Consider the following 22,484-nt stretch of genomic DNA (forward strand, 5'->3'; position numbering starts at 1 on the left):
AGGCGGAATGCGGATACTGGGAGGGTGAAAAAAACGGTCCCCGAAGCGAAACTCCTGGTCGTCGACGACGAACCCAACATCCGTGAACTCCTCTCGACGTCGTTGCGTTTCGCCGGTTTCGACGTCGTCGCCGCCGCGAACGGCCGGGAAGCCCTTGCCGCCGCCGAGACGCACAATCCCGATCTCGCCGTGCTCGACGTCATGCTCCCCGACATGGACGGCTTCACCGTCACGCGGCGGCTCCGCGCCGCGGGACGCCACTTCCCCGTGGTCTTCCTGACGGCCCGGGACGACACCGACGACAAGGTCACGGGCCTTACGGTCGGCGGGGACGACTACGTGACGAAGCCGTTCAGCCTCGACGAGGTCGTCGCGCGCATCCGCGCCGTCCTGCGCCGCACGCACCCGCTCGAGGACGACGACGCCGTGATCCGCGTCGCCGACCTGGAACTCGACGACGACGCCCACGAGGTCCGGCGCAACGGGGAGACCATCGAGCTCTCCCCCACCGAGTTCAAGCTCCTGCGGTACCTCATGATGAACCCGAACCGCGTCCTGTCCAAGGCCCAGATCCTCGACCACGTCTGGGAGTACGACTTCAACGGCGACGCGTCGATCGTCGAGTCCTACATCTCCTACCTGCGGCGCAAGATCGACAGGAACCCCGACGCCGTCGCCCTGATCCAGACCAAGCGGGGCGTGGGCTATCTGCTGCGCACCGCTGACAAGCGGTAGCACCGGCGACTTGGTCAAGCGTTGGAACGCGGCGTCGCTCCGCTCGCAGCTCGTGGCGATCATCATGCTCCTGATGATCGTCACGGTGGGCATCACGGGCCTCGCCACCGTCTCCCTCCTGCGGGACGGCCTGGTGGACCGCGTCGACCAGGACCTGTGGAACAACGCCAGGACCGTCGCGAACGACATCTACTCCACCGAGCCCCAGGCAGACGGCGCCGTGCTGAGGTACTACGCCGCGCTGCTGGACAGCGACGGCGGCGTGGTGGTGGCCAACCAGTCCGACGACGCCCTCGACGTACCGGACCTCGGGGGCATGACGCAGGAACGCATCATCGACCTCGACGGCGCCGGCTTCGACGTGCCCAGCACCGACGCCGACAGCCAGGGGTGGCGCGTGCGGATCTTCAGGTTCGCGAACACCGACGGGTACCTCGCGATCGCCTCCCGCCTGAACACGGTGAACGAGTCGGTGCAGGAGGCGAAGGAGATCATCTTCACCTCCGGCCTCGTCACGACGGCCCTCGCCTCGCTCATCGCCTTCGTGACGGTGACGCGGCAGTTCGCACCACTCGCCCGGGTGGAGCGGACGGCGGCGGCGATCGCCACCGGCGACCTCTCCCGCCGCGTCGCCGTCGAACGCCCCGCGTCGGAGATCGGGCGGCTCTCCCGGTCCCTCAACGCGATGCTCGCGCACATCGAGCGGGCCTTCGCCGCCCGCACCGCGTCGGAGACCAAGATGCGGCGGTTCGTCGCCGACGCGTCCCACGAGTTGAGGACACCGCTCGTCACCATCCGCGGCTACTCGGAGTTGTACCGGCACGGCGCCCTGCAGAAGGACGAGGACGTCGCGGCCGCGATGGGCCGGATCGAGAGCGAGGCGATCCGCATGGGCCAGCTGGTCGAGGACCTGCTGACGCTCGCGCGGATCGACGAGCAGCGCCGGCCCGACGTGAAGCCCGTGGACCTCACGGTACTCGGACATGACGCCGCCTTCGACGCGCGGGCTACCGCCCCGGATCGCACCATCACCGTCATCGGGCTCGACGGCGGCAGCCCCCGGTCCGCCCCCACCCGCGGGGACGAGGCCCGGCTCCGCCAGGTGGTCGCGAACCTCATGACCAATGCGCTGCGGTACACGCCCGCCGGTTCGCCGATCGAGATCGCGGTCGGCGTCGCTCCCGTCCTGCACGGCCACAGCGATTCCGTCCTCGAGGTGCGCGACCACGGTCCCGGCATCTCGGAGGACGACGCCGCCAAGGTCTTCGAGCGCTTCTACCGCGCGGACACCTCCCGGCACCGCGAGACCGGGGGCACGGGCCTCGGCCTCGCGATCGTCGCCGCGCTGGTGGCCCAGCACGACGGCACGGTCAGGCTCGAGGAGACCCCCGGCGGGGGCGCTACCCTGTCGATCCGGCTTCCGCACGTCCCCCTCGACGGGGACCTCACCGATGAGGGAGCGCCGGAGCAGGACGCCGCGACCGGTGAGGCGGTGACGGACACGCCCCGGGACCCGGGCTCAGACCAGCACCCGGCCGTCCCGGACGGCCTCACCCCGCCCCAGGCCCCGCCGACGAAGCCCGTTGTCCACAAACGCCGCGACGCCCGCTGATCGTCCCGGTGCGTGCCCTAGCGTCGAGCGCGTCAAGGAAGCGCGAGCACAGGAGGACGGAATGGCATTCTTCAACGTGGACACCGACAGCCTGGCGGCCAAGAGCAGCCAGGTACAGGGCACCATCGGGAGGCTGCAGGCGGAGGTGAACTCCATGCAGGCCGGGCTCCGCGAACTGGAGGGGCTCTGGACGGGGCAGGCGGCCACCAATTTCCAGCAACTCATCCTGCAGTGGCGGGCCACGCAGCAGCAGGTCGAGGAGTCGCTGACCGGCATCAATGCAGCCCTGAACGTCGCCACCCAGCAGTACGCCGATGCCGAGCAGAGCAACGCGCGGATGTTCATGAGCTGAGCCGGGCACTGCCGGGGCGCATGCGAAGGGCGGCACCCCCTGTCCGGGAGTGCCGCCCTCCGTGCGTGCTGTGCGCGGGAGCCGCGCAGGCGGTGGGGCTAGAAGCCGCCCATGCCGCCCATGCCGCCCATGTCGTCGCCGCCGCCGGCAGGAGCTGCCTTCTCCGGCTTGTCGGCCACGACGGCCTCGGTGGTGAGGAACAGGCCCGCGATCGACGCTGCGTTCTGCAGGGCCGAGCGGGTGACCTTCACGGGATCGTTCACCCCGGCGGCGAGGAGGTCCTCGTACACGCCGGTGGCAGCGTTCAGGCCGTGGCCTGCAGGCAGGCCCCGGACCTTGTCGACGACGACGCCGGGCTCGAGGCCGGCGTTGAAGGCGATCTGCTTGAGCGGTGCGTCGATGGCGACGCGGACGATGTTCGCGCCCGTCGCCTCGTCGCCCGTGAGCTTGAGGTTGGCGAACGCCTTGGCGCCGGCCTGGATGAGGGCCACGCCACCACCGGCGACGATGCCTTCCTCGACGGCAGCCTTCGCGTTGCGGACGGCGTCCTCGATGCGGTGCTTGCGCTCCTTGAGCTCGACCTCCGTTGCGGCGCCGGCCTTGATGACTGCAACGCCGCCGGCCAGCTTGGCCAGGCGTTCCTGCAGCTTCTCGCGGTCGTAGTCGGAGTCGGAGTTGTCGATCTCGGCGCGGATCTGGGCCACGCGTCCGGCGATGGCGTCGGCGTCGCCGGCACCCTCCACGATGGTGGTCTCGTCCTTGGTCACGACGACCTTGCGGGCGGTACCGAGCAGGTCGAGGGTAGCGGTCTCGAGCTTGAGGCCGACCTCCTCGGCGATGACCTGGCCACCGGTGAGGATGGCGATGTCGGCGAGCTGCGCCTTGCGACGGTCACCGAAGCCCGGAGCCTTGACGGCGACGGACTTGAAAGTGCCGCGGATCTTGTTGACCACGAGGGTCGCAAGGGCTTCGCCTTCGATGTCCTCGGCGATGATGAGCAGGGGCTTGCCCGACTGCATGACCTTCTCGAGGACTGCGACGAGATCCTTCACGTTGCTGATCTTCGAGTTCACGATCAGGACGTAGGGGTCCTCGAGGACCGTCTCCTGGCGCTCTGCGTCGGTGACGAAGTAGCCCGAGATGTAGCCCTTGTCGAAGCGCATGCCCTCGGTGAGTTCGAGCTCCAACCCGAAGGTGTTGGACTCCTCGACCGTGATGACGCCTTCCTTGCCCACCTTGTCCAGGGCTTCGGCGATGAGGGCGCCGATCTCGTCGTCACCGGCGGAGATGGAGGCCGTGGCAGCGATCTCCTCCTTGGTCTCGATCTCCTTGGCGGAGGCGAGCAGTTCCTCGGTGACGGCCTGGACGGCCTTCTCGATGCCGCGCTTGAGGCTCAGGGGGTCGGCGCCGGCTGCGACGTTGCGCAGGCCTTCCTTGACCAGGGCCTGGGCGAGCACGGTGGCGGTGGTGGTTCCGTCGCCTGCGACGTCGTCCGTCTTCTTGGCGACCTCCTTGACGAGCTCGGCGCCGATCTTCTCGAACGGGTCGTCGAGTTCGATCTCCTTGGCGATGGACACGCCGTCGTTCGTGATGGTGGGGGCACCCCACTTCTTCTCGAGCACGACGTTGCGGCCACGAGGGCCGAGGGTCACCTTGACGGCGTCAGCGAGGATGTTGAGGCCCCGCTCGAGGCCGCGGCGGGCCTCTTCATCAAAAGAAATGATCTTGGCCATACGGCTTAGGTCCTTTCGGGACGGTTGCATTTCAGCATGTGAATGCTTGCCTGCGTGTGGTGCCCGCGACGGCCGGATGAAGCCGGAACGATCTCTTTCACGTTCCTGCTCCACCCCCACCACAGAGGTTTGCCTGCTTCACGCGCCACGCACAGTCTTAGCAGTCTGCGCGCGCGAGTGCTAACTCAATAATTAGCACTCCCACCCTATGAGTGCAACCCGCCTGGGCCACCCGGTGGGGGTCGTCACAGCGTCCGGCCGGTGATGTCCTGATGCCGTGGTGCGGACATCCGCAAGGGCACAGGTCGAGCGGACCACGTGTCCGGGGAGGCACAGTGTCGTCGTCAGCAGGCGGTCCGGACCATGAGGAGTCCGCCGCGCAGGAGGGACCGACGCGCCGGCAGGTCGGGCGCCGAACGGCCCCGGCCGCTGTGCCCCGACCCGACGGTGTCGTCGGCGGGCCGGCCTCCGCCGCTGCCCGGCGGACGCTGCCCCGGACGCCCTGCAGGGTCCGCCGGCTACTGGAACTCGGGGCCGAGGACCACCGAGATGGCCGGCGAGATACCGACGCTCTCGACGAGATTCGCGATGTCGAGGTCCGCGGCCACGGCTTCCGCGTCGGTACGCTGCTCCTCGCCGTTGTAGAAGACCACGGAAGCGTCCACGGGGACACCGGCCCAGTTCCCGGGGAGGGCGGACGCCCATCCGGCCGAAGCAAGCCGACCGGCCGCCACGGCCGCCAGGCCCGGCGTCCCCGTGCCGTTGAGGACGTTGACGGTCTGGGCCCGGTCCGCGGCGTCCGCGCCCTCGGAGGCGTCCGCGGACGCGCCGTCGGTCGCGGTCCCGCCCGGCCCGCTCGTGGCTCCGGCAGATGCGGTGCCCGAGGGTTCCGACGTCGCGGAGGCTCCGGGGCTCGACGTCGGCGTCACGCCGGCGTCGGCCGCTCCCGTGAAGCCGAGGCGGGGCAGAAGGAAGAACGACCCCAGGCCGACCAGGAGCGCCAAGACCCCCGCGGCGATCTTGAGAGCGAGGCCGTTGGACCGTGCCGTGATGAGCCGCTCGCGGTGGACTCCCTGGCGCGCGGACGATGCCGGGACGCGGTCGAACTCGTCCCGTGGGTGATCAGTCATGGATGGGGGTGGTCCTTCGCTCGTCGAGAATGGCGGGACGTGCTAGATGTCCGCGCCGAGCCGGCGGGCCGAGCGTGCCTTCTGCCGGGTGGACCGGAGGCGCCTCAGCCTCTTGACGAGCATCGGATCGTGGGCGAGGGCCGCTTCGGTGTCGATGAGGGCGTTGAGCGCCTGGTAGTAGTGCGTGGCGGACAGGCCGAAGAGATCCCGGATGGCCTGCTCCTTGGCGCCGGAGTACTTCCACCATTCGCGTTCGAGGGCGAGCATCCGCTGCTCGCGGTCGCCCAGGGCCAGCCGGTCGTCCGTCCCGGACGTCGCGTCATCCGAATGCCGCTGTGGCTCGGCCATCTCCCCTGTGCCTTCCGTCAGCGGTCATAACTGTCATCCCATGATAATCGGGAATGACAACACTGTCATTCGGACGATATGATCCGGCTGCCCGGGCGAGAATGGGGTCATGACCTCCGCCGAACCCACCCTGTTCGACCTGCCGGACACGCCTGCGGGCGGCCGCGGGACCGATACCGCGGAACCCCGGACCGACGGGCACCCGGCCCCGAACCCCTCGGTCTTCCCCTTCGCCGCCCCGGCCCGGATCGAGGACCTCGTTCCCGCCGACTGGGCGGCCGCGCTCAAGCCGGTGGAGCCCGTCCTCCACCGCCTCGCGGTGTCCCTGGCGGAGGACCTCGACGGCGGACGCCGGGTCCTGCCCGATGCCACCCGGATCCTCCGGGCCTTCACCACGCCGCTGGACGGCGTCCGGGTAGTTCTCGTGGGGCAGGACCCGTACCCCACGGTCGGGCACGCCGTCGGGCTCAGCTTCGCCGTCGATCCGCGGACCCGGCCGATCCCCCGCAGCCTGGCGAACATCTACCGTGAGCTCGCCTCCGACGTGGGCGCGCAGCCGCCCGCATCGGGCGATCTGTCCGGCTGGGCCGAGCAGGGTGTCCTCCTGCTCAACCGTGTGCTGACGGTCCGCGCCGGCGAGGCGGCGTCGCACCGGGGGTTGGGGTGGGAGGAGGTGACCGACGCCGCCATCCGCGCCCTCGTGGCGCGGGGCGGGCCGCTCGTGGCCATCCTCTGGGGCAAGGACGCACTCCGCCTCAAGCCGCTGCTCGGCCCGACGCCGACGGTCGAGTCGGTGCACCCCAGCCCGCTCTCTGCCTCCCGCGGGTTCTTCGGCTCCCGGCCCTTCACCCGCGCCAACGAACTCCTGACCCGGCAGGGCGCCGACCCCATCGACTGGACGCACACGGCGGGCCGGACCGCCTGACGCGGTCCCGCGGGGCGACGGCGTCGCCGCGCGGCATCCCGAGGTGTGCGGCTATCGCCGCCGGTTCCGCTGCCGCTCGTCGGAGCTGAGCTTCCGCGTGAACGGTCGCGCCAGGTTGTCGCCGAGGACCACGCCCGCCGCGATCGCCAGTACGACCGTCAGGGCGTTGAAGAGGCCGAGCGCGCCGTCGGAGACGATCTCCGACTCGATGGTGAGCATGTACATCGAGCGGAAGATGGACAGCCCGGGGTAGAGGAACAGCACCGCGGGAACCGCGACCACGAGCTGGGGGGCACCCAGGCGGAGGGCGACGACGCGCGAGAGTCCACCGATCAGGACGGCGGCGAGGGCCGGCGCCAACCGGTACCCGACGCCCGCCGCGACGGCACTGATCATCAGGAGATACCCGGCGACGGCGACGAGCGACGTGGGGAGCACGAGCTTCACGTCGGTCTGCTCGGCGATGCAGATCATGGCCACGGCGATGAGGACGAGCACCGCGACCAGCGGCCACGGGTACTGGCTGCCGGACGATTCGAACACCTCGAGTTCGGGGATCCCGATCGCTGATCCGGCCACGAGCGCGACGGCGATTCCGGCCACGAGCGCCGCGAAGACGAGGATCGCGGAGAGGTACCTGCCCGCGGCCGTGACCGGGAAGCCGTTGATGGCGTCCTGTGTGGCCGAGACGAGCCGACCCGTCGGCAGGAGCAGCAGGATGCCGCCCACCACCACCAGCGCCGGCGTGATGGGCACCTCGAGCCACCAGAACAGCATCGCGATCAGGGTGACCAGCGCGGCAGAGGTGGCGACGGAGAAGAACTCCGGGACGCGCCACTCCCCCAGCTTGCGGCTGACGAGGTCGACGAGGATGCAACTGATGAAGCCGACCAGCGAGCCGAGCAGGGTCCCGCCGACGAAGGCCACGATGGCGGCGGAGAAGATGCCGAAGGCGGCGGTCACCATCCAGCGGGGGAAGGGTTTGGGCCGGTGGGTGATCTCGTCGAGTCGCTGGGCGGCCTCGGTCCGGGAGACCCCGCCGTCGGCGATGTCCGAGACGAGCCGATGGATGGCCGTGAGGCCTGCGTAGTTGTTCGTCCACGAACGGACCACCCGCAGCACCGTCGTCGGCGTCTGGTCCTTCGCGGAGTAGTTGATGATCACGGACTGGTTGGTGATGTCCACCTCGATGTGGTCGAGGCCGAACGCAGCGGTGACGGCGATGATGCTCGTCTCCACCTCCAGGGCGCCCGCGCCGTACCGGAACATGGTCTCGGCGAGGTTCAGGGCGAAATCGAGGGCCTTGCGGGCCCCGGCGTCGGGGCCCCCGACCTGGATCATCGGGTTCGCGTAGGGGCTGCCGGCGAGCCGCTCCACGATGCTCATCGCCTGGGTGGGCGGAGCTTCGCCCTGCACGAGGCGGCGGAGCACGTTCCGCGCCGCCGCGTTGGACCGGCTCGACGACGGCACGCTCCGCGGTGTCGTCGGAAGCGCGTCCGTGGGGCTCGCGGCGGGCTGCCGCTGGCGGGACGACCGGGGGACCCTCGGTTCCGACGCCGGGCGCTTCGGTGGCGCCCCGGCCCTGGCGCCCTTCCTGGCGGCACCTCCCTTGCCCGCCGCCAGCTGACGCTTCTCGTCGTCGGACGGGTCGAACGGGCGCCGGATCACCGGGAGCGCCTCCGCCACGGGCGACGGATCAGGGGGCAGGAGCCCGTCCGCCGGGGTCGAACCGTCTGTCACAGCGGCCTTTCATGCGTCGATCACAGCGCCCTTTGCGGGCCCTTGCTCAGTAGAACGGCTGATGCGTGCGTCGCCAGTGGATCTGGCGCGCCACACGCTCCGCGATCGTGTTCCACACACGATATTTCCAGCCGCTGACCACGAGGTCGTAACAACCGGCGAAATCCGTCACCGTCTTGGTGAAACTCGTCTTGAACAGCCCGAGGCCGTGGAACGGGTGGTCCTTGTCCTTCAACCGGTCGCCCGGCGGGGTGCCGCAGAAGTCGTACTCGACGATCCCGAACTCGTCCTTGAGGTCGGTGATGGCCCGCCACTGCACGAGATGCGAGTCCCCGTACTGGGTCCTCCCCGGTCGGGACCCGCCGTCCTTGTAGGTGCCCTTGGTGCCGTAGTTGACCACGAAGGCACCGACCGAGGGCTGCCCGTCCTCGTACACGAAGTAGAAGCGGCCCTGCCCTGCGTCGACGAAGTTCTGCCAGAAGCGGCTGTAGTACTCGAACGAGCGCATCCGGGCGGTCGAGCGATCCTCGATGTGCGCCATGAGCGAGTACATGGCCTCGAAGGTCTCCTGCGTCGGCTCCATGCGCCGGACCTCGACGCCCTCCCGGATGGCCCTGCGGATCGCGTTGCGACCGCGTGAGTGGAGGTTCCGCAGCAGCTGGTTCGCGTCCGGGGTGGTGTCCAGCAGCGCCGTGCTGTCGTTGGGCTGCAGGTTGAAGGTCTTGACGAGCCCCGCCGACTGCAGGGCCTCCCGCACCTCCGGACCGTCCACGAGGTCCGGTTCCACCTTGATCGCGAAGACGTTGTGCCCCTCCCTGCGGGCGAGGTCGGCGACGGCGCGCGCCGCAGCGGGCACGTGGGCGGCGTCGGTGACCGCGGGGCCCTTGATCAGGTACCACAGCGCCCCGATGACGGGGACCTTCTTCTCCAGGACGAGATTGTGCGTGGTGTATCCGGGGCCTTCGAGGACCACGAATCGCGGCCGCCAGCCGTGGTGGGACTTCACCTCCGCGAACGCGAAGGAGGAGAGGATGTTGCCCCCGCCCGGGTTCGTCATCACGAGGGAGTCCCAGTCCCGCTGCTCCGTTCCGGTGGCGAAACGAGCGCTGAAGTCGGCCAAGATTCCTCATTCACTGGTGGTGGCAACCGAAGGACGGGCTCAAGTCTAGCGGCTGCGCATCACCCCTCCGCGTCGCGTGACGCATCGGTTGCCTGAGGAACCGGACTTCCTGTACTCGCAGGGTCCGGGTGGTTAGCATCGGCGATATGGACTTCAGATACCTCGGCAACAGCGGCTTCAAGATCTCGGAAATCACCTACGGCAACTGGCTCACCCACGGATCGCAGGTGGAGAACGACGTCGCCACCCGGTGCGTGCGCGCAGCGCTCGACGTCGGCATCACCACCTTCGACACCGCGGACGTGTACGCGAACACCGCGGCGGAGACGGTCCTCGGCGAAGCACTCAAGGGCGAGCGGCGCCAGTCGCTCGAGATCTTCACGAAGGTCTGGGGCCCTACCGGCCCCAAGGGACACAACGACGTCGGGCTGTCCCGCAAGCACATCATGGAATCGATCGACGGATCGCTGCAGCGCCTGCAGACCGACTACGTGGACCTCTACCAGGCACACCGGTACGACCACGAGACGCCCCTCGAGGAGACGATGCAGGCGTTCGCGGACATCGTGCGCCAGGGCAAGGCCCTGTACATCGGCGTCAGTGAGTGGACGGCCCAGCAGATCCGTGACGGCCACGCCCTCGCGAAGGACCTCGGCTTCCAGCTCATCTCCAACCAGCCCCAGTACTCGATGCTGTGGCGTGTCATCGAGGGCGACGTCGTCCCCACCTCGGAGGAGCTCGGGCTGTCGCAGATCGTCTGGTCACCCGTCGCGCAGGGCGTGCTGACCGGCAAGTACACGCCGGGTGCTCAGCCCGAGCAGGGTACGCGCGCCTCGGACGACAAGGGCGGCGCCGACATGATCAAGCGCTGGATGAGCGACGAGGTGCTCACGGGCGTGCAGAAACTCGCACCGATCGCCGACGGCGTGGGCCTGACCATGGCCCAGCTGGCCATCGCCTGGGTGCTGCAGAACAGGAACGTCGCCTCGGCGATCATCGGCGCCTCCCGGCCCGAGCAGGTGGAGTCGAACGCCGCCGCTGCCGGCGTGAAGCTCGAGGACGACGTCCTGAGGGCGATCGACGATGCGATCGGCGACCTGGCCGAGACGGACGTCGCCAAGACCGTCTCCCCCGAGACGCGACCGGTCTGATGGCGGCTGCGACCAGCCCGCTGAACGTCGCGGTCACGGGCTCCAACGGGAAGCTGGGGCGGAGCGTCGTCCGCGGCCTGCGCGAGGCCGGGCACACCGTCCTCGAGCTCGACCAGTACGGCGAGCGCACCCCGACGTTCCTCCGTATCGACCTGAGGGACTACGGGCAGGTCGTCGACGCGCTCCTCGGCGTGGACGACCGCCACTCCGGCCTCGACGCCGTCGTGCATCTCGGAGCCATCCCGGCTCCGGGCCTCCAGGCGGACGCCGCGACGTTCCACAACAACATGGCCGCCACCTACAACGTCTTCCAGGCCTGCCGGCGGGCCGGCATCAAGCGGGTCGTGTACGCGTCCAGCGAGACCGTCCTCGGACTCCCGTTCGACACCCCGCCCCCGTACATCCCGGTGGACGAGGAATACCCGGCGCGGCCCGAGAGCACCTACTCCCTCGTCAAGCACCTCGAGGAGCAGCTGGCGATCGAGCTGACGCGCTGGGATCCGCAGCTGAGCATCACGGCGCTGCGCTTCTCGAACGTCATGGACCCGGAGGACTACGCCGAGTTCCCGTCCTTCGACGCGGACGCGACCGCCCGGAAGTGGAACCTGTGGGGGTACATCGACGGGCGCGACGGCGCCCAGGCGGTGGCGAAGGCCCTCGAGAACGCGGCGCCGGGCTTCGACCGCTTCATCATCGCGGCCGCCGACACCGTCATGAGCCGCGCCAGCGCGGACCTGGCGGCCGAGGTGTTCCCGGGCGTCGCGCTGACGCGCGAGGTGGGCGAGCACGAGACACTCCTCTCCATCGACAGGGCCCGCAGGGTGCTGGGGTACGAGCCCCGGCACAGCTGGCGTGACCACGTCTAGCGCACTCCATCCGGCCAGGTCCGCGACGGTCCGGGCGGCGGCGCGAGCTGTCGCCCGGAGCGGTTCATCAGTAGGCTGATGATCGACGACGCGCAGCACCGACGAAAGGCAGACAAGATGACCGAGAACCTTCCCGATGAGGAACTGACCATCGTGGGCGAAGAGCCCGACGTGCCGAACGACGCGCTCGCTCCGGAGGCCTTCGACCCGGTCCTCGAGGGCCGGCCGGACAGCTACGACGGCGCAGCGGAAGACAACCCGGACCGCTGGCAGGAGGATCCCCTCCTGCAGGACGAGCCCGGGGTGGCCGGGACCGTCGCCGACGAGAACGGCGTCGCCGTGGTCGGCGAGGAAGGCGTCCTCAGCGACCAGACCCTCCGGACGGAGACGGCCGAGGCCCGGTACGAGCACGGCGACGAGCAGTACCCGCCGGAGGAGCCGATGCTGGGCGAGGCCGCGGCCGACGTCGACTTCGGCATGATGGAGGACGACGAGGTCGACGCGAGCGACGATCCCGCCAACCGCGGCGGGTCGCCGCTGAGCGCGATCGACGAGCAGGGCATCGAATAGCGCTCACCGCGCGATGCAGCACGAAGCCCCGGGGGTCCGCCCTCGGGGCTTCGCCGTTCCCGTGAGGCAGCACACATCCGGAATACGCTCCGAGGCGCGCCGGTTGCCGCCACTAGACATCGACCGGAAAGTAGGACCTCGTGAAACTGTTCTCCCCACTCACGCTCGGCACGCTCGAACTCCCCAACCGCGTGGTGATGGCGCCACTCACCCGGGTCCGCTCCGGTGACGCCGGCATCCCGGGCGACCTCGTCGTCGAGCACTACCGGCAGCGTGCCTCCCTCGGCCTGATCGTCAGCGAAGGCACGTACCCCAGCCACGCCGGCCAGGGCTTCCCGGGCCAGCCCGGCCTGGTCGAGGACGAGCAGCTCGCAGGCTGGAAGCGCGTCACCGACGCGGTCCACGCGGACGGCGGGCGCATCGTCGCGCAGGTCATGCACGCAGGCCGGGTGACCCATCCCGACACGAACGGCGGGTACGAGGTCGTGGCTCCCAGTGCCGTCGCGATCGACGGCGTCACGCGCACCAGCACCGGCAAGCAGCCCTACCCGGTGCCGCACGCCCTCACCACCGGGGAACTCCCGGGCATCATCGAGGAGTTCGTCACCGCCTCGCGGAAGGCCATCGACGTCGCCGGGTTCGACGGCGTCGAGCTGCACGGTGCCAACGGCTACCTGCTGCACGAGTTCCTCTCCCCCGAGTCGAACCAGCGCGAGGATGCCTACGGTGGCTCGCCGGAGAAGCGGGCACAGTTCCTGATCGAGCTCGTCACGGCCGTCGTGGCCGAGGTCGGTGCGGAGAAGGTCGGCCTGCGCATCTCCCCGGCGCACAACATCCAGGACGCGCTCGAGACGGAGGCTGCCGACGTCCACGCGACGTACGGCACGCTGGTCGACGCCCTCGCCCCGCTGAAGCTCGCCTACCTGAGCGTCCTCCACGCCGACCCCACGGGGGATCTGGTCCAGGACCTGCGCGCGCGCTTCGGCGGACCGGTCCTGATCAACAGCGGGTTCGGTGTGATCACCAATCGCGACGAAGCCATCGCCATCCTCGAGGACGGGGTGGGTGACGCCGTCGTCGTCGGCCGTCCCGCCATCGCGAACCCCGACCTCGCCCGCCGCTGGCGGGAGAACCTGCCGGAGAACCAGCCGAATCCGGCCACGTTCTACTCGACGGGTGCCGAGGGATACACGGACTACCCGTTCTACGACGGTTCGGCGGACGCCAACTAGACCACGGGGGGCACCGGCCGGCGCCTGCACCAGCGCACCCGTTGGGCGCCCCCGTCACACGACGGGGGCGCCTTTCGCGTGTCGTGGCCGGCCCTCGGGTCGCAGGCGACGATCCAGCCACGCGCGGAGCTCCGACCAGCGGAGGGCCGCCCACCCGAGAAGGAGGGCCACGGCCAGGTGGGTGTGGAGCATGACCATGACCTCCGGGGAGTGGCCCTGCCCGGCCGCCGACCCGACGGGCACGTCGCCGTCATGGTGGACCGCCGGTCCGGGAGCGGACGCCACCGCCCCGTCCGCCAGCCCGCCGAGGAGCCAGTGGAGCACCTGCTGCCCGGCGCCGAGCAGCAGCAGGACCCCCCACGCGGGCATCCGCGCCCGGCCGGCGACGGTCGCCGCCAGGACGGCGAGGGCCGCGAGGACACCCAGGATCGGCAGGCTCGGGAGCGGGCCCCCTGACAGGGCGTGGACGCCCGCCCCGAACCCGACCACCAGGAGGCCCACGGCGGCGGATCCCGCGATCGCCCGCCGGCTATGGACGGACGGCTGGGCGGCGTCCAGTGCTTCCATGCCCTGATCGTAAGCATGCTGATGACCGCGCGTCACGCGGAACCTCATCGGGACCCTGCCGGCCCCGGATCCGTAGACTGACGCCACGGGATTTTCCGTTCCCCCGAACCGAGAGGATGAGCGCATGTCAGAGACTCCAGGCGACGACGACCGTATCCACAGCGAGGCCCCGGCCGAGGGTGACACCGCCGCCGACCCCGCGGACATCCGGGTACACGCGGAAGACCCTGCCGAGGGCGCGGATTCCGAGGACAAGGACAGCGACGGCACCTGATCCGATCCGCATCCCTACGGTGAGTGGCCACTCACGACCTCCGGGCGCATACCGCACGTGTGCGAGCGCCCGCTTCGTGGACGTGCACCCCTGCGTGTCCGGATCCGCTCGGCCCGGACAGCGTCGGCGCACCGGCGTCAGCGGAGTCGACAGAGGTAGCGGACCGGCGTCAACGGACGCCCTCGACGACCTCGCCGAAGGGGACCTCCTGCGACAGTTCGGCCTGCCGGTCCACGGCCTGATCGCTGACGAGGATGCCGTACTTGCCTTCGGCGACGGACTGCTTCATCACCATCAGCACGGTCTCGGCGAAACCTTCGTCCTGGCCTTCGAGGAAGGTGATGTAGGCGGGCGGGAAGTTCTCGGGAACGGTGAGCATGACCTCACGCTACCTCCCGCCACCTGCGCCTGCCGAGCGTTTTCTCATCCCCGCCATCGACGGTCGGGTCCGTTGCGCCCTCCGCCGGGCCGGTCGGCCGACGCGCTTCCCGCAGATCGAAGAGGCACAGCCTCCCGGGTCGATTGCTCAGCGTCGGCGCCGCTGCGCCGCCTGGTGACCGAGCTCCGCGACAGCGGCCGCGGCGATGACGAGCGAGAGTGCCACAACGGCCAGCATCACGTACAGCAGCACGAGGGTGGTCATCGGCGACGACGCGCTGTGCAGGATCCGCAGACCGCCGAACAGCCCGACGGCCCAGAAGACGCCCACGCCGGCGAGCGCGTAGGCCGCACGCCGGTGCCCACGATCGAAACCCATACTCCGGGCACACTGCATGAGGAGGCCCTGCCATTGATCCATAGCTCCACTATGGGGTGGTGGGCGGGGAGTGGCACCAGCGGCCGCTATCGTGTTCCTCACACTGGCGGGCCCGTGGTCCATGGTCTATGGTCCGCATCACGGAGCAGGCTCAGCGCCGGGGCGTGCGGCGGAGCCAGGGCATGATCCGCCAGCCGCCCGTGACTCCCGTCGTGGCCCGGTCCGCCTCGAAGAGATTGCCCGCCGAGGAGGGGATGGATCCCTTCTTCAGTGCCATCGCGGGGTAGGCGGCCGCCATCAGTGCTTCGTAGCCGGCGGGCGCCAGAACCCGCGCCAGGACCGCCGTCGACTGCACGCGTCCCACCTGCGTCAGCCGTCGGGGCTTCCGCGAGACCCGGACGATCGCGCGCGCGACGCGCACCGGGTCGGTGACCGGCGGCAGCGGGCGGACGGGCCGTCCGGTGTAGTTCGCCGCGTGCTGGTGGATCGGGGTGTCGATGGTCGCCGGCAGGACGGCGCAGACGTGGATGCCCGGCTCCCGCCGCAGTTCCATCCGGAGCACCTCGAGGAAGCCGAGAAGCCCGAACTTGCTGGTGACGTACGGGCCGACGAGCGGTGAGGTGACCCGGGAGTAGACCGACGCGACGGACACCAGGACGCCTCGGCCCTGGCGGCGGAACACGCCCAGTGCCGCCCGCGCGCCGTACACCTGGCCCAGCAGGTTGACGCCGATGATCCGGTCGAACACCTCGGAGGGTGTCTGCTCGAACGTGCCGAAGCTGTACAGCGAGGCATTGCCCACCCACACGTCGATGCCCCCGAAGCGGTCGACGGCAGCCTCAGCGAGCCGCTGGACATCGACCTCCGAGGAGACATCGGTGGGTACGGCGAGGGCGGCCGCTCCCCTGTCCCGGCACTCCCGGGCGACGGCCTCCAGGGTGTCGCCGTCCCGCCCGGCGAGGACCAGCTGGGCGCCGTCCTCCGCGAACAGGCACGCCGTCGCCCGGCCGATACCGCTCGAAGCCCCCGTGATCACCACGGTCACCGCTTTCCTCATCCTGTGCCTCCCGCTCGTCCGCCCCGCACATCGGCGCGGCGCCTCCTCCGAGTCTTCGGGGCAGCGACAGTCTTGTCACGCACTTCCTGTGCCGCTACCGAGAAGCAGCAGACACAGGAAGGGAGCCCGTCCGATGGTGGGCTCCCTTCCTGGTGGGCATTGCCGGTCAGCGCCCTGTGCGCGGATCCCCGTCCTGCGGGAGGTCGGGGTCGATGGTGTCGGCTTCCTGATGGTGATGCGTCACCTTCTCACGCAGGCCCTGCGCGTCGATCTGGCGCTCCTGGGCCTGCTGGCGGAGCCTCTCGGCCTCGACCTCGGCCCGCTGGGCTTCGGCCTCGGCCATCGAGGCCTTCGCTTCGCGCTCGCGGGCTTCGAGCTCGGTGGCCTTCGCCTCCTCGCGCATCTCGGCGGCGCGGTGCCGATCCTGTTCCTCTGATGCTGGCGTCGGGCTGCTCCGCGCTTGCGGGCGAGGATCGCCACGAGGGCGACGACGGCCAGGACGACGATGATCCCGACGACGATCCACACCACTTGACTCGTATCCACTGCTCACTCCTTCGATCGTTGATGGCCCGCCGGGCGTTCCTAACCTCCGAAGCCGCCCAGTCCGGGGATCTTGCCCAGCAGGGCCTTCGGGTTGATGCCGAACTTCGCCAGGAGGTCGGAATGCTGCTCCGGATCCACCTGGTCGGGGAGCTGGGACTGTGCCTGCTCGGCGTCGTCGTTCTTGCCCTGGCTCTTCAACAGATCGATGATCTGCGCCTTGTCGATCTTCATTGCTGCCTCCTGATGGGTCGGACACCGATTAGTAAGCGTGCTTAGGGGATCATGGCACAACGCCTCCCACTTGTCACGAGCCCCGGAACACACCGCAAAATGGCTGGATGCCCCTCCACCTGACGATCCTCGCCGACACCCACCTGCCGAAGCGTGCCCGACAGCTGCCCGGCGAGGTGTGGGACGCGATCGAGGCGTCCGACGTCGTCGTCCACGCCGGGGACTGGACCGAGGCGCCGCTCCTGGACGAGCTCCAGGCCCGGGCCCGCCGCCTCATTGCCTGCTACGGGAACAACGACGGCGCGGACCTCCGGGCGCGCCTTCCGCTGGTCGCCCGTGCCGAGCTCGACGGCGTCCGCCTCGCCGTCGTGCACGAGACAGGCCAGAAGCAGGGACGGGAGGCCCGCATGGCCGCGCTCTACCCCGACATCCACGTCCTGGTGTTCGGGCACAGCCATATCCCGTGGGACACGCACACCGCCACCGGCCTGCGCCTGCTCAACCCCGGCTCCCCCACGGACCGCCGCCGCCAGCCGCACTGCACCTTCATGACCGCGACCATCGATGCGGGCCACCTGGATGTCGACCTGCGCAGCCTGCCGCCGCGCTGATCCGGGCGCGATCCGGGAGCCGTTCGATCACCCGGCAGTCCGTGGAGGGCCCCGACTGGTGCCATCGACCACCCTGGGAGCGCCGGATTGGTAGGGTGACCTGCAGAAGTAAGCAGCCTGTCGATATTCTGGGAGCCCCTTGAGCAAGCACCTGTACCCGCTCGCGTCCGTCGGCGCGGCTCTGCTGTGCGGCCTCACCCTCGGGGCGCTGCCCGCAGCGGCCGCCGAGGTATGCCCCACCATCGGCGCCCCAGGCTGCGAGGCCCCGCAGACGCAGGTCCCCGGCAGCCCGAGCACGGTCACCCCCGCCACCGTGCGGACCGGTCCGGCACCCGAGCCGGAGCGGACGGACCCCACCCCCGTCACCCGCAGGGAGACGACGCCCCCTCCACCGGCGACGACGCCCGCAACACCCCCTGCCACACCCCCTGCCACACCCCCTGCCACACCGGCGACGATGCAACCGCCAGCGCCGCCCGTGGTCACGAACCCGCCGCCCACGGATCCGACAACTCCTCCAACCGAGTCCGCAGAGCCGACGACGTCGCCACCGACCGTGACGCCCGAGCCGACGCCGTCACCATCGCCGACCGTGCCAGCCCCCGCACCTGCCCCCGCACCTGCCCCTGCCCCTGCCCCTGCCCCGCAGCCTGTACAGCCGCTGCAACCGGTGGTGCCCGTCGTCCCCTTGCCGCCGGCGCCCCAGGTCCTGCCGGAGCCTGCGATCGTCGAGGAGGTGCCGGCAGAGGAGACGCCGACGCCCAAGCCGTCCAGGAGCCCGGCCACACCGTCCCCTACCCCGTCCGCACCCACCTCCACGCCCGCTCCCTCCACCTCGGCGAGCGCCGACGAGGCCGTGGCGCTCGATCGGACGGACGCGCGGAGGCAGCCGAACATGCCCTTCCTCGCGGTGCTCTCGGTCATCATCATGGGCTGCCTCGTGGGGCTCGTGAAGGTCGTGGGACCACTCGTCGTGCGGCGGTCGCACTAGGCCCGAGGTGCCTGTTCCCTTCCCCGGCGGGCCCCGCTAGGCTGTAGGCCCGAAGGCTCGTGGAGCCGCCAGGGAGTACGAGGAGGTGGAGTCATGAAGAAGGTCCTTGTCGTTGCGCCGTGCGTAGACAACAACCCCATGAATCCCGCCTCCCGGGCATCCGCGCCGTAGTCGCGCCCCGCGGGAGGCCTCCTTCGGAGGAACCACCGTGAACACTCTCCTGCAGTACGGCTTCACCGACCGCATCAACGCTCTCTTCTCCTTCCACTATCCGTCCGGCGTCCATCCGGCCAGGGTCATCCGAGCGGACCGTGCGCGGGTCCTCGTCGGCACACGGCAGGGCACCCTGCACGTCGACAGCCCGGACTCCTTCGTCACCGGGGACTGGGTGGGGCTGGAGGGCGACGGCGACGTCCGCGTCATCACCGGGCACCTGCCCCGCTGGTCCCTGCTCCAGCGCAAACGGGCGCACGATCCGCTGTCCGAGCCGCAGATCCTGGCCGCGAACATCGATCTCCTGGGCGTCGTGGTATCCCTGGACCGGCCGCTCTCGACCAACAGGCTCGAGCGCACCCTCGTCGCCGCCTGGGATTCCGGGGCCGTGCCCCTCGTCATCCTGACCAAGGCCGATCTCAGCTCGCGCTTCGACAGCGTGGTCGCCGAGACGGTCGAACGTGCCCGGGGGGTCGAGGTACTGACGACGTCGGCGGAGGCCGGTGACGGCCTCGAGCACCTGCGCGGACGCATCGGTGCCGGACGGACCCTGGCGCTGGTGGGACCCTCGGGGGCCGGCAAGTCGAGCCTGATCAACGCCCTCATCGGTAACGCCGCACAGGACACCGGCGAGGTCCGTGCCACCGACGGACGCGGGCGGCACACGACGACGGCGCGGGAGCTGGTCCCGCTCGGGGACGGTGCCGTCCTGATGGACACACCGGGGTTGCGCGGCTTCGCACTCTGGGACGCGGAGGACGGGCTGTCCCAGGTTTTCGGCGACGTCGAGGAGCTGTTCGCCGGGTGCAGGTTCCACGATTGCGCCCACGAGAGCGAACCCGGGTGCGCCATGCAGGCAGCCATCGCGTCCGGGGACCTCGAGGAACGCCGCTGGCTGAGCTACCGGAAGATGGACCGCGAGCTCGCGAGCCTCCACCGTCGGCAGAACGTCGCGGAGCAGCGGCGCCAGGGGAAGGCGTTCCGTCGGACTGTCCGGGACGCCGTCCTGGCGAAGGACTACCGGAACCGCTTCCGGGAGGGGTGAGGGGCCGTCCTCGCGCTGCACGCCGTCATGCGGCAGTAGTGCGGGGCGGGAGTGGTGGAGCCCCCTGTCGGATTCGAACCGACGACCCCCGCTTTACAAGAGCGGTGCTCTGGCCAACTGAGCTAAGGAGGCGTACTGATCGTGCCAGCGCGGCGCCGTCGTCGTCCCTGACCTGGGATCCACGGGACAGCACGACGCCGAGCGCTCAATAAGGGTAGCCCAGCGCCGGCACCGCGTGAAATCAGCCACGCCTCCGGCCGCGTGTGACCGGATAGAGTCAGTTGCGAGACCAACTACCTTATGGAGCCCGTTTTGAGCGCTGCACAACCCTCGACCACACCCGGCGTCCAGGCGTCGTTCTCGGCGGACGGCCAGTACGGTGATTTCGACTTCATCGTCGTCTCCAACCGGCTGGCGGTGGACCGCATCGTCGACGAGAACGGCGACAGTTCCTGGCGTCGCTCCCCGGGCGGACTCGTGACCGCACTGGCGCCGGTGATGGCGAAGGCGGACGGCGCCTGGGTGGGCTGGCACGGAGCTCCTGACGAGACGCTCGAGCCCTTCGACGAGTCGAACATGCGCCTCGTGCCCGTGCCGCTCAGCGCCGAGGAGGTGGAGCTGTACTACGAGGGCTTCTCGAACGCCACCCTCTGGCCGCTCTACCACGACGTCATCGCCTCCCCCGAGTTCCACCGCACCTGGTGGGACTCCTACCGGCGGGTCAACGAGCGCTTCGCGCAGGCGGCGGCGTCTGTCGCGGCGGAGGGGGCGACCGTGTGGGTGCAGGACTACCAGCTGCAGCTCGTCCCCAAGATGCTGCGCGAGGCCCGCCCGGACCTGAAGATCGGCTTCTTCAACCACATCCCGTTCCCGCCGCTGGAAATCTATGCGCAGCTGCCGTGGCGCCGTCAGGTCATCGAAGGACTGCTCGGCGCGGATCTCATCGGCTTCCAGCGGCCGAGCGACGCCAGCAACTTCCTGCGGTGTGTGCGCCGCTTCAAGGGCTACACCATCAAGGCACAGCAGGTGCAGGTCCCGGCAGGCGCCGACGGCACACCGGGCTACGTGTCGCGGGCCGAGGCGTTCCCCATCTCCATCGACACCGCGTCGATCACAGAACTGGCGCAGCGGCCGGACGTCATCGAACGCTCGAAGGAGATCCGACGCGAGCTCGGCGACCCGGAGCACGTCCTGCTCGGCGTCGACCGGCTCGACTACACCAAGGGCATCGGCCATCGCCTCAAGGCCTACGGGGAGTTGCTGGAGGACGGCGCCATCACGGTGGAGGGTGCCGCCCTCATCCAGGTCGCCAGCCCCAGCCGCGAGCGCGTGGAACAGTACCGCCTCCTGCGTGAGGACATCGAGGGTGCGGTGGGCCGCATCAACGGGACGCACGACACCATGAAGAACACGGCGATCCGCTACCTGCACCACAGTTACCCGGTCGAGGAGATGGTGGCGCTGTACCTGGCTGCCGACGTCATGCTCGTCACGGCCCTGCGGGACGGCATGAACCTCGTGGCCAAGGAGTACGTCGCCGCCCGCACCGGGAACACGGGCATGCTCGTGCTCAGTGAGTTCGCCGGCGCGGCGGACACCCTCCGTCAGGCGATCCTCGTCAACCCGCACGACATCGACGGGCTGAAGAGTGCCATCGTCACGGCGATCTCGATGCCGAAGACGGAGGCCATGCGGCGCATGCGGCTCATGCGGCGCCAGGTGATCCACAACGACGTCGAGCGCTGGTCGCAGGCCTTCCTCAGCGCCCTCCAGGCGGAAGGCCCCGGCAGTGGCGATTGAGGCGGAGCTCCACGCCGCCCTCCGCCGCCTGGCCGCCACACCGCGCCTGCTCGTGGCCCTCGACTTCGACGGCACGCTCGCCCCGCTCGTGGAACGGGCGGAGGACGCCCGAGCCCTCCCGGCATCGGCCGAGGCCGTCCGGGCGCTGGCTGCCCTTCCCCATACGACGACGGCACTCATCTCCGGCCGGGCCCTCGACAGCCTGCGGGCCGTCGCTGATCCGCCGGCGGACACGATGCTGATCGGCAGTCATGGCGCCGAGACGTGGACCGGGCCGGACCGCGCGCCCCTGGCACTGACCCCGGAGCAGGCCGACCTCCTGGCGCGCGCCGTCGCCGTCGTCGAACAGGTCGTCGCCGACCACGCCGGGACGCGCATCGAGTTCAAGCCCGCCGGCGTCGTGCTCCATACCCGGACGGCGGCGGACGACATCGCCGGTGCCGCCGTGGCAGCAGCCCGGGCAGGGCTCGTCCCGCTGGACGGCGTGAGTGTCACGGACGGCAAGCGCGTCCTCGAGATCTCGGTGGTCGAGGCCGACAAGGGCCAGGGACTGGCCCTGCTGCGGCAGGCGGCGGGCGCAACCGCGGTCTTCTTCGCGGGCGACGACGTCACGGACGAGCATGCGCAGAAGACCCTCGGCGCGGGCGACATCGGTGTCAGGATCGGCCCCGGGGAGACCGCGGCCCCCTTCTCCGTTGACAGTCCCGAGGCCTTCACCGAGGTGCTCGAGGAACTCGCGGCGCTGCGTGCAGCAGGTGCACCCGCGTAGGGAACGTGTCATACTCAGGAGGCGTGACCAACGTCACCGGTACTGCTGGCGGACCACGCGCAACAATTGAATATCTTTCCATTCACTACGGATCGTCGGGCACGTACCT

The 22,484-nt window shown here is 70.0% G+C and carries 25 protein-coding genes and 1 tRNA gene; 14 read left to right on the forward strand and 12 right to left on the reverse strand.

Annotation, left to right across the window (positions count from 1 at the left end; genetic code table 11):
* Positions 1-24: 24 nt before the first annotated feature.
* The 3 genes from CXQ92_RS16185 (at position 25) to CXQ92_RS16195 (ending at position 2,699) form a co-directional block, all read left to right on the forward strand.
* Positions 25-735, forward strand: a complete 711-nt coding sequence (locus CXQ92_RS16185) for a response regulator transcription factor (protein WP_104168755.1) — start codon at positions 25-27, stop codon at positions 733-735.
* 10 nt (positions 736-745) lie between these two features.
* On the forward strand, positions 746-2,347 hold the full coding sequence (locus CXQ92_RS16190; protein ID WP_306738642.1) for a cell wall metabolism sensor histidine kinase WalK: 1,602 nt from the start codon (positions 746-748) through the stop codon (positions 2,345-2,347).
* 61 nt (positions 2,348-2,408) lie between these two features.
* Positions 2,409-2,699 carry a WXG100 family type VII secretion target gene (locus CXQ92_RS16195; protein WP_104168756.1) on the forward strand — a complete coding sequence of 97 codons (291 nt, stop codon included), beginning with the start codon at positions 2,409-2,411 and terminating at the stop codon, positions 2,697-2,699.
* Between the two features lie 98 nt (positions 2,700-2,797).
* Here the strand turns inward: CXQ92_RS16195 and groL are convergent, their stop codons facing one another.
* The 3 genes from groL to CXQ92_RS16210 form a co-directional block, all read right to left on the reverse strand.
* Complete coding sequence (gene groL / locus CXQ92_RS16200; RefSeq protein WP_104168757.1) at positions 2,798-4,432, reverse strand: chaperonin GroEL; 1,635 nt, start codon at positions 4,430-4,432, stop codon at positions 2,798-2,800.
* Positions 4,433-4,950: 518 nt separating this feature from the next.
* Positions 4,951-5,562: a LytR C-terminal domain-containing protein gene (locus tag CXQ92_RS16205; protein ID WP_104168758.1), complete on the reverse strand. Its 612-nt coding sequence runs from the start codon at positions 5,560-5,562 to the stop codon at positions 4,951-4,953.
* 42 nt (positions 5,563-5,604) lie between these two features.
* Positions 5,605-5,910 (reverse strand): DUF3263 domain-containing protein, encoded by a 306-nt coding sequence (locus tag CXQ92_RS16210; protein ID WP_104168759.1) that lies wholly within the window; start codon positions 5,908-5,910, stop codon positions 5,605-5,607.
* 109 nt (positions 5,911-6,019) lie between these two features.
* On the opposite strand from CXQ92_RS16210, the gene CXQ92_RS16215 reads away from it, so the two are divergent.
* Positions 6,020-6,835, forward strand: coding sequence for a uracil-DNA glycosylase (locus tag CXQ92_RS16215; protein WP_104168760.1), 816 nt, complete (start codon positions 6,020-6,022; stop codon positions 6,833-6,835).
* A 51-nt stretch (positions 6,836-6,886) separates the two neighbouring features.
* On the opposite strand, the gene CXQ92_RS16220 is transcribed toward CXQ92_RS16215, so the two are convergent.
* A complete protein-coding gene (locus CXQ92_RS16220; protein ID WP_258070002.1) occupies positions 6,887-8,575 on the reverse strand; it encodes a threonine/serine exporter ThrE family protein in 1,689 nt (562 codons plus the stop codon).
* Between the two features lie 46 nt (positions 8,576-8,621).
* Positions 8,622-9,695: a peptidoglycan bridge formation glycyltransferase FemA/FemB family protein gene (locus CXQ92_RS16225; RefSeq protein WP_104168761.1), complete on the reverse strand. Its 1,074-nt coding sequence runs from the start codon at positions 9,693-9,695 to the stop codon at positions 8,622-8,624.
* Between the two features lie 146 nt (positions 9,696-9,841).
* Between CXQ92_RS16225 and CXQ92_RS16230 the strand changes: the two genes are divergently transcribed.
* The 4 genes from CXQ92_RS16230 (at position 9,842) to CXQ92_RS16245 (ending at position 13,514) form a co-directional block, all read left to right on the forward strand.
* On the forward strand, positions 9,842-10,846 hold the full coding sequence (locus CXQ92_RS16230) for an aldo/keto reductase family protein (protein WP_104168762.1): 1,005 nt from the start codon (positions 9,842-9,844) through the stop codon (positions 10,844-10,846).
* Positions 10,847-10,866: 20 nt separating this feature from the next.
* Positions 10,867-11,712, forward strand: coding sequence for an NAD(P)-dependent oxidoreductase (locus tag CXQ92_RS16235; RefSeq protein WP_104168848.1), 846 nt, complete (start codon positions 10,867-10,869; stop codon positions 11,710-11,712).
* A gap of 117 nt (positions 11,713-11,829) precedes the next feature.
* Complete coding sequence (locus tag CXQ92_RS16240; RefSeq protein WP_104168849.1) at positions 11,830-12,282, forward strand: hypothetical protein; 453 nt, start codon at positions 11,830-11,832, stop codon at positions 12,280-12,282.
* 140 nt (positions 12,283-12,422) lie between these two features.
* Positions 12,423-13,514 carry an alkene reductase gene (locus CXQ92_RS16245; protein ID WP_104168763.1) on the forward strand — a complete coding sequence of 364 codons (1,092 nt, stop codon included), beginning with the start codon at positions 12,423-12,425 and terminating at the stop codon, positions 13,512-13,514.
* 54 nt (positions 13,515-13,568) lie between these two features.
* Here CXQ92_RS16245 and CXQ92_RS16250 read toward each other — a convergent pair whose 3' ends face one another.
* The gene (locus CXQ92_RS16250) at positions 13,569-14,081 is read right to left on the reverse strand and encodes a hypothetical protein (RefSeq protein ID WP_104168764.1); all 513 of its coding nucleotides are present in this window, start codon (positions 14,079-14,081) and stop codon (positions 13,569-13,571) included.
* 124 nt (positions 14,082-14,205) lie between these two features.
* Here CXQ92_RS16250 and CXQ92_RS18280 point away from each other — a divergent pair, with 124 nt between their 5' ends.
* Positions 14,206-14,355: a hypothetical protein gene (locus tag CXQ92_RS18280; protein ID WP_181033708.1), complete on the forward strand. Its 150-nt coding sequence runs from the start codon at positions 14,206-14,208 to the stop codon at positions 14,353-14,355.
* Between the two features lie 169 nt (positions 14,356-14,524).
* Here CXQ92_RS18280 and CXQ92_RS16255 read toward each other — a convergent pair whose 3' ends face one another.
* The 5 genes from CXQ92_RS16255 to CXQ92_RS16275 form a co-directional block, all read right to left on the reverse strand.
* Entirely contained in the window at positions 14,525-14,734 is a 210-nt protein-coding gene (locus tag CXQ92_RS16255) for a hypothetical protein (protein WP_104168765.1), read from the reverse strand.
* A 147-nt stretch (positions 14,735-14,881) separates the two neighbouring features.
* Positions 14,882-15,154 carry a hypothetical protein gene (locus CXQ92_RS16260; protein WP_146067490.1) on the reverse strand — a complete coding sequence of 91 codons (273 nt, stop codon included), beginning with the start codon at positions 15,152-15,154 and terminating at the stop codon, positions 14,882-14,884.
* 109 nt (positions 15,155-15,263) lie between these two features.
* Positions 15,264-16,169, reverse strand: a complete 906-nt coding sequence (locus CXQ92_RS16265) for an SDR family NAD(P)-dependent oxidoreductase (protein ID WP_104168767.1) — start codon at positions 16,167-16,169, stop codon at positions 15,264-15,266.
* A 166-nt stretch (positions 16,170-16,335) separates the two neighbouring features.
* Positions 16,336-16,572 (reverse strand): hypothetical protein, encoded by a 237-nt coding sequence (locus CXQ92_RS16270; RefSeq protein WP_104168768.1) that lies wholly within the window; start codon positions 16,570-16,572, stop codon positions 16,336-16,338.
* 182 nt (positions 16,573-16,754) lie between these two features.
* Positions 16,755-16,946, reverse strand: coding sequence for a hypothetical protein (locus tag CXQ92_RS16275; protein ID WP_104168769.1), 192 nt, complete (start codon positions 16,944-16,946; stop codon positions 16,755-16,757).
* A 107-nt stretch (positions 16,947-17,053) separates the two neighbouring features.
* Here CXQ92_RS16275 and CXQ92_RS16280 point away from each other — a divergent pair, with 107 nt between their 5' ends.
* From CXQ92_RS16280 to rsgA, 3 genes are all read left to right on the forward strand, one after another.
* Complete coding sequence (locus tag CXQ92_RS16280) at positions 17,054-17,557, forward strand: metallophosphoesterase (protein ID WP_104168770.1); 504 nt, start codon at positions 17,054-17,056, stop codon at positions 17,555-17,557.
* Positions 17,558-17,696: 139 nt separating this feature from the next.
* Complete coding sequence (locus CXQ92_RS17915) at positions 17,697-18,548, forward strand: hypothetical protein (protein ID WP_146067491.1); 852 nt, start codon at positions 17,697-17,699, stop codon at positions 18,546-18,548.
* Between the two features lie 208 nt (positions 18,549-18,756).
* Complete coding sequence (rsgA, locus tag CXQ92_RS16290; RefSeq protein WP_258070003.1) at positions 18,757-19,806, forward strand: ribosome small subunit-dependent GTPase A; 1,050 nt, start codon at positions 18,757-18,759, stop codon at positions 19,804-19,806.
* 55 nt (positions 19,807-19,861) lie between these two features.
* Here the strand turns inward: rsgA and CXQ92_RS16295 are convergent.
* Positions 19,862-19,938, reverse strand: a tRNA-Thr gene (locus CXQ92_RS16295).
* A gap of 168 nt (positions 19,939-20,106) precedes the next feature.
* Here CXQ92_RS16295 and CXQ92_RS16300 point away from each other — a divergent pair.
* Positions 20,107-21,606, forward strand: a complete 1,500-nt coding sequence (locus CXQ92_RS16300) for a trehalose-6-phosphate synthase (RefSeq protein WP_104168773.1) — start codon at positions 20,107-20,109, stop codon at positions 21,604-21,606.
* Entirely contained in the window at positions 21,596-22,375 is a 780-nt protein-coding gene (otsB, locus tag CXQ92_RS16305; RefSeq protein ID WP_104168774.1) for a trehalose-phosphatase, read from the forward strand. The genes CXQ92_RS16300 and otsB overlap by 11 nt, the downstream gene beginning before the upstream one ends.
* Positions 22,376-22,484: the final 109 nt, after the last annotated feature.

Origin of the sequence: Arthrobacter sp. SX1312 (assembly GCF_002929295.1) — a bacterium.
In the GTDB taxonomy this organism is placed as follows: Bacteria; Actinomycetota; Actinomycetes; order Actinomycetales; family Micrococcaceae; genus Arthrobacter_D.

Excerpts from the sequence above, each read along its gene's own strand:
- CXQ92_RS16195 (WP_104168756.1), top strand. The coding sequence starts at position 2,409 with ATGGCATTCTTCAACGTGGACACCGACAGCCTGGCGGCCAAGAGCAGC.
- groL (WP_104168757.1), bottom strand. The coding sequence starts at position 4,432 with ATGGCCAAGATCATTTCTTTTGATGAAGAGGCCCGCCGCGGCCTCGAG.
- CXQ92_RS16205 (WP_104168758.1), bottom strand. The coding sequence starts at position 5,562 with ATGACTGATCACCCACGGGACGAGTTCGACCGCGTCCCGGCATCGTCC.
- CXQ92_RS16210 (WP_104168759.1), bottom strand. The coding sequence starts at position 5,910 with ATGGCCGAGCCACAGCGGCATTCGGATGACGCGACGTCCGGGACGGAC.
- CXQ92_RS16215 (WP_104168760.1), top strand. The coding sequence starts at position 6,020 with ATGACCTCCGCCGAACCCACCCTGTTCGACCTGCCGGACACGCCTGCG.
- CXQ92_RS16230 (WP_104168762.1), top strand. The coding sequence starts at position 9,842 with ATGGACTTCAGATACCTCGGCAACAGCGGCTTCAAGATCTCGGAAATC.
- CXQ92_RS16240 (WP_104168849.1), top strand. The coding sequence starts at position 11,830 with ATGACCGAGAACCTTCCCGATGAGGAACTGACCATCGTGGGCGAAGAG.
- CXQ92_RS16250 (WP_104168764.1), bottom strand. The coding sequence starts at position 14,081 with ATGGAAGCACTGGACGCCGCCCAGCCGTCCGTCCATAGCCGGCGGGCG.
- CXQ92_RS18280 (WP_181033708.1), top strand. The coding sequence starts at position 14,206 with ATGTCAGAGACTCCAGGCGACGACGACCGTATCCACAGCGAGGCCCCG.
- CXQ92_RS16255 (WP_104168765.1), bottom strand. The coding sequence starts at position 14,734 with ATGCTCACCGTTCCCGAGAACTTCCCGCCCGCCTACATCACCTTCCTC.
- CXQ92_RS16260 (WP_146067490.1), bottom strand. The coding sequence starts at position 15,154 with ATGGATCAATGGCAGGGCCTCCTCATGCAGTGTGCCCGGAGTATGGGT.
- CXQ92_RS16265 (WP_104168767.1), bottom strand. The coding sequence starts at position 16,169 with ATGAGGAAAGCGGTGACCGTGGTGATCACGGGGGCTTCGAGCGGTATC.
- CXQ92_RS16270 (WP_104168768.1), bottom strand. The coding sequence starts at position 16,572 with ATGCGCGAGGAGGCGAAGGCCACCGAGCTCGAAGCCCGCGAGCGCGAA.
- CXQ92_RS16275 (WP_104168769.1), bottom strand. The coding sequence starts at position 16,946 with ATGAAGATCGACAAGGCGCAGATCATCGATCTGTTGAAGAGCCAGGGC.
- CXQ92_RS16280 (WP_104168770.1), top strand. The coding sequence starts at position 17,054 with ATGCCCCTCCACCTGACGATCCTCGCCGACACCCACCTGCCGAAGCGT.
- CXQ92_RS16300 (WP_104168773.1), top strand. The coding sequence starts at position 20,107 with ATGGAGCCCGTTTTGAGCGCTGCACAACCCTCGACCACACCCGGCGTC.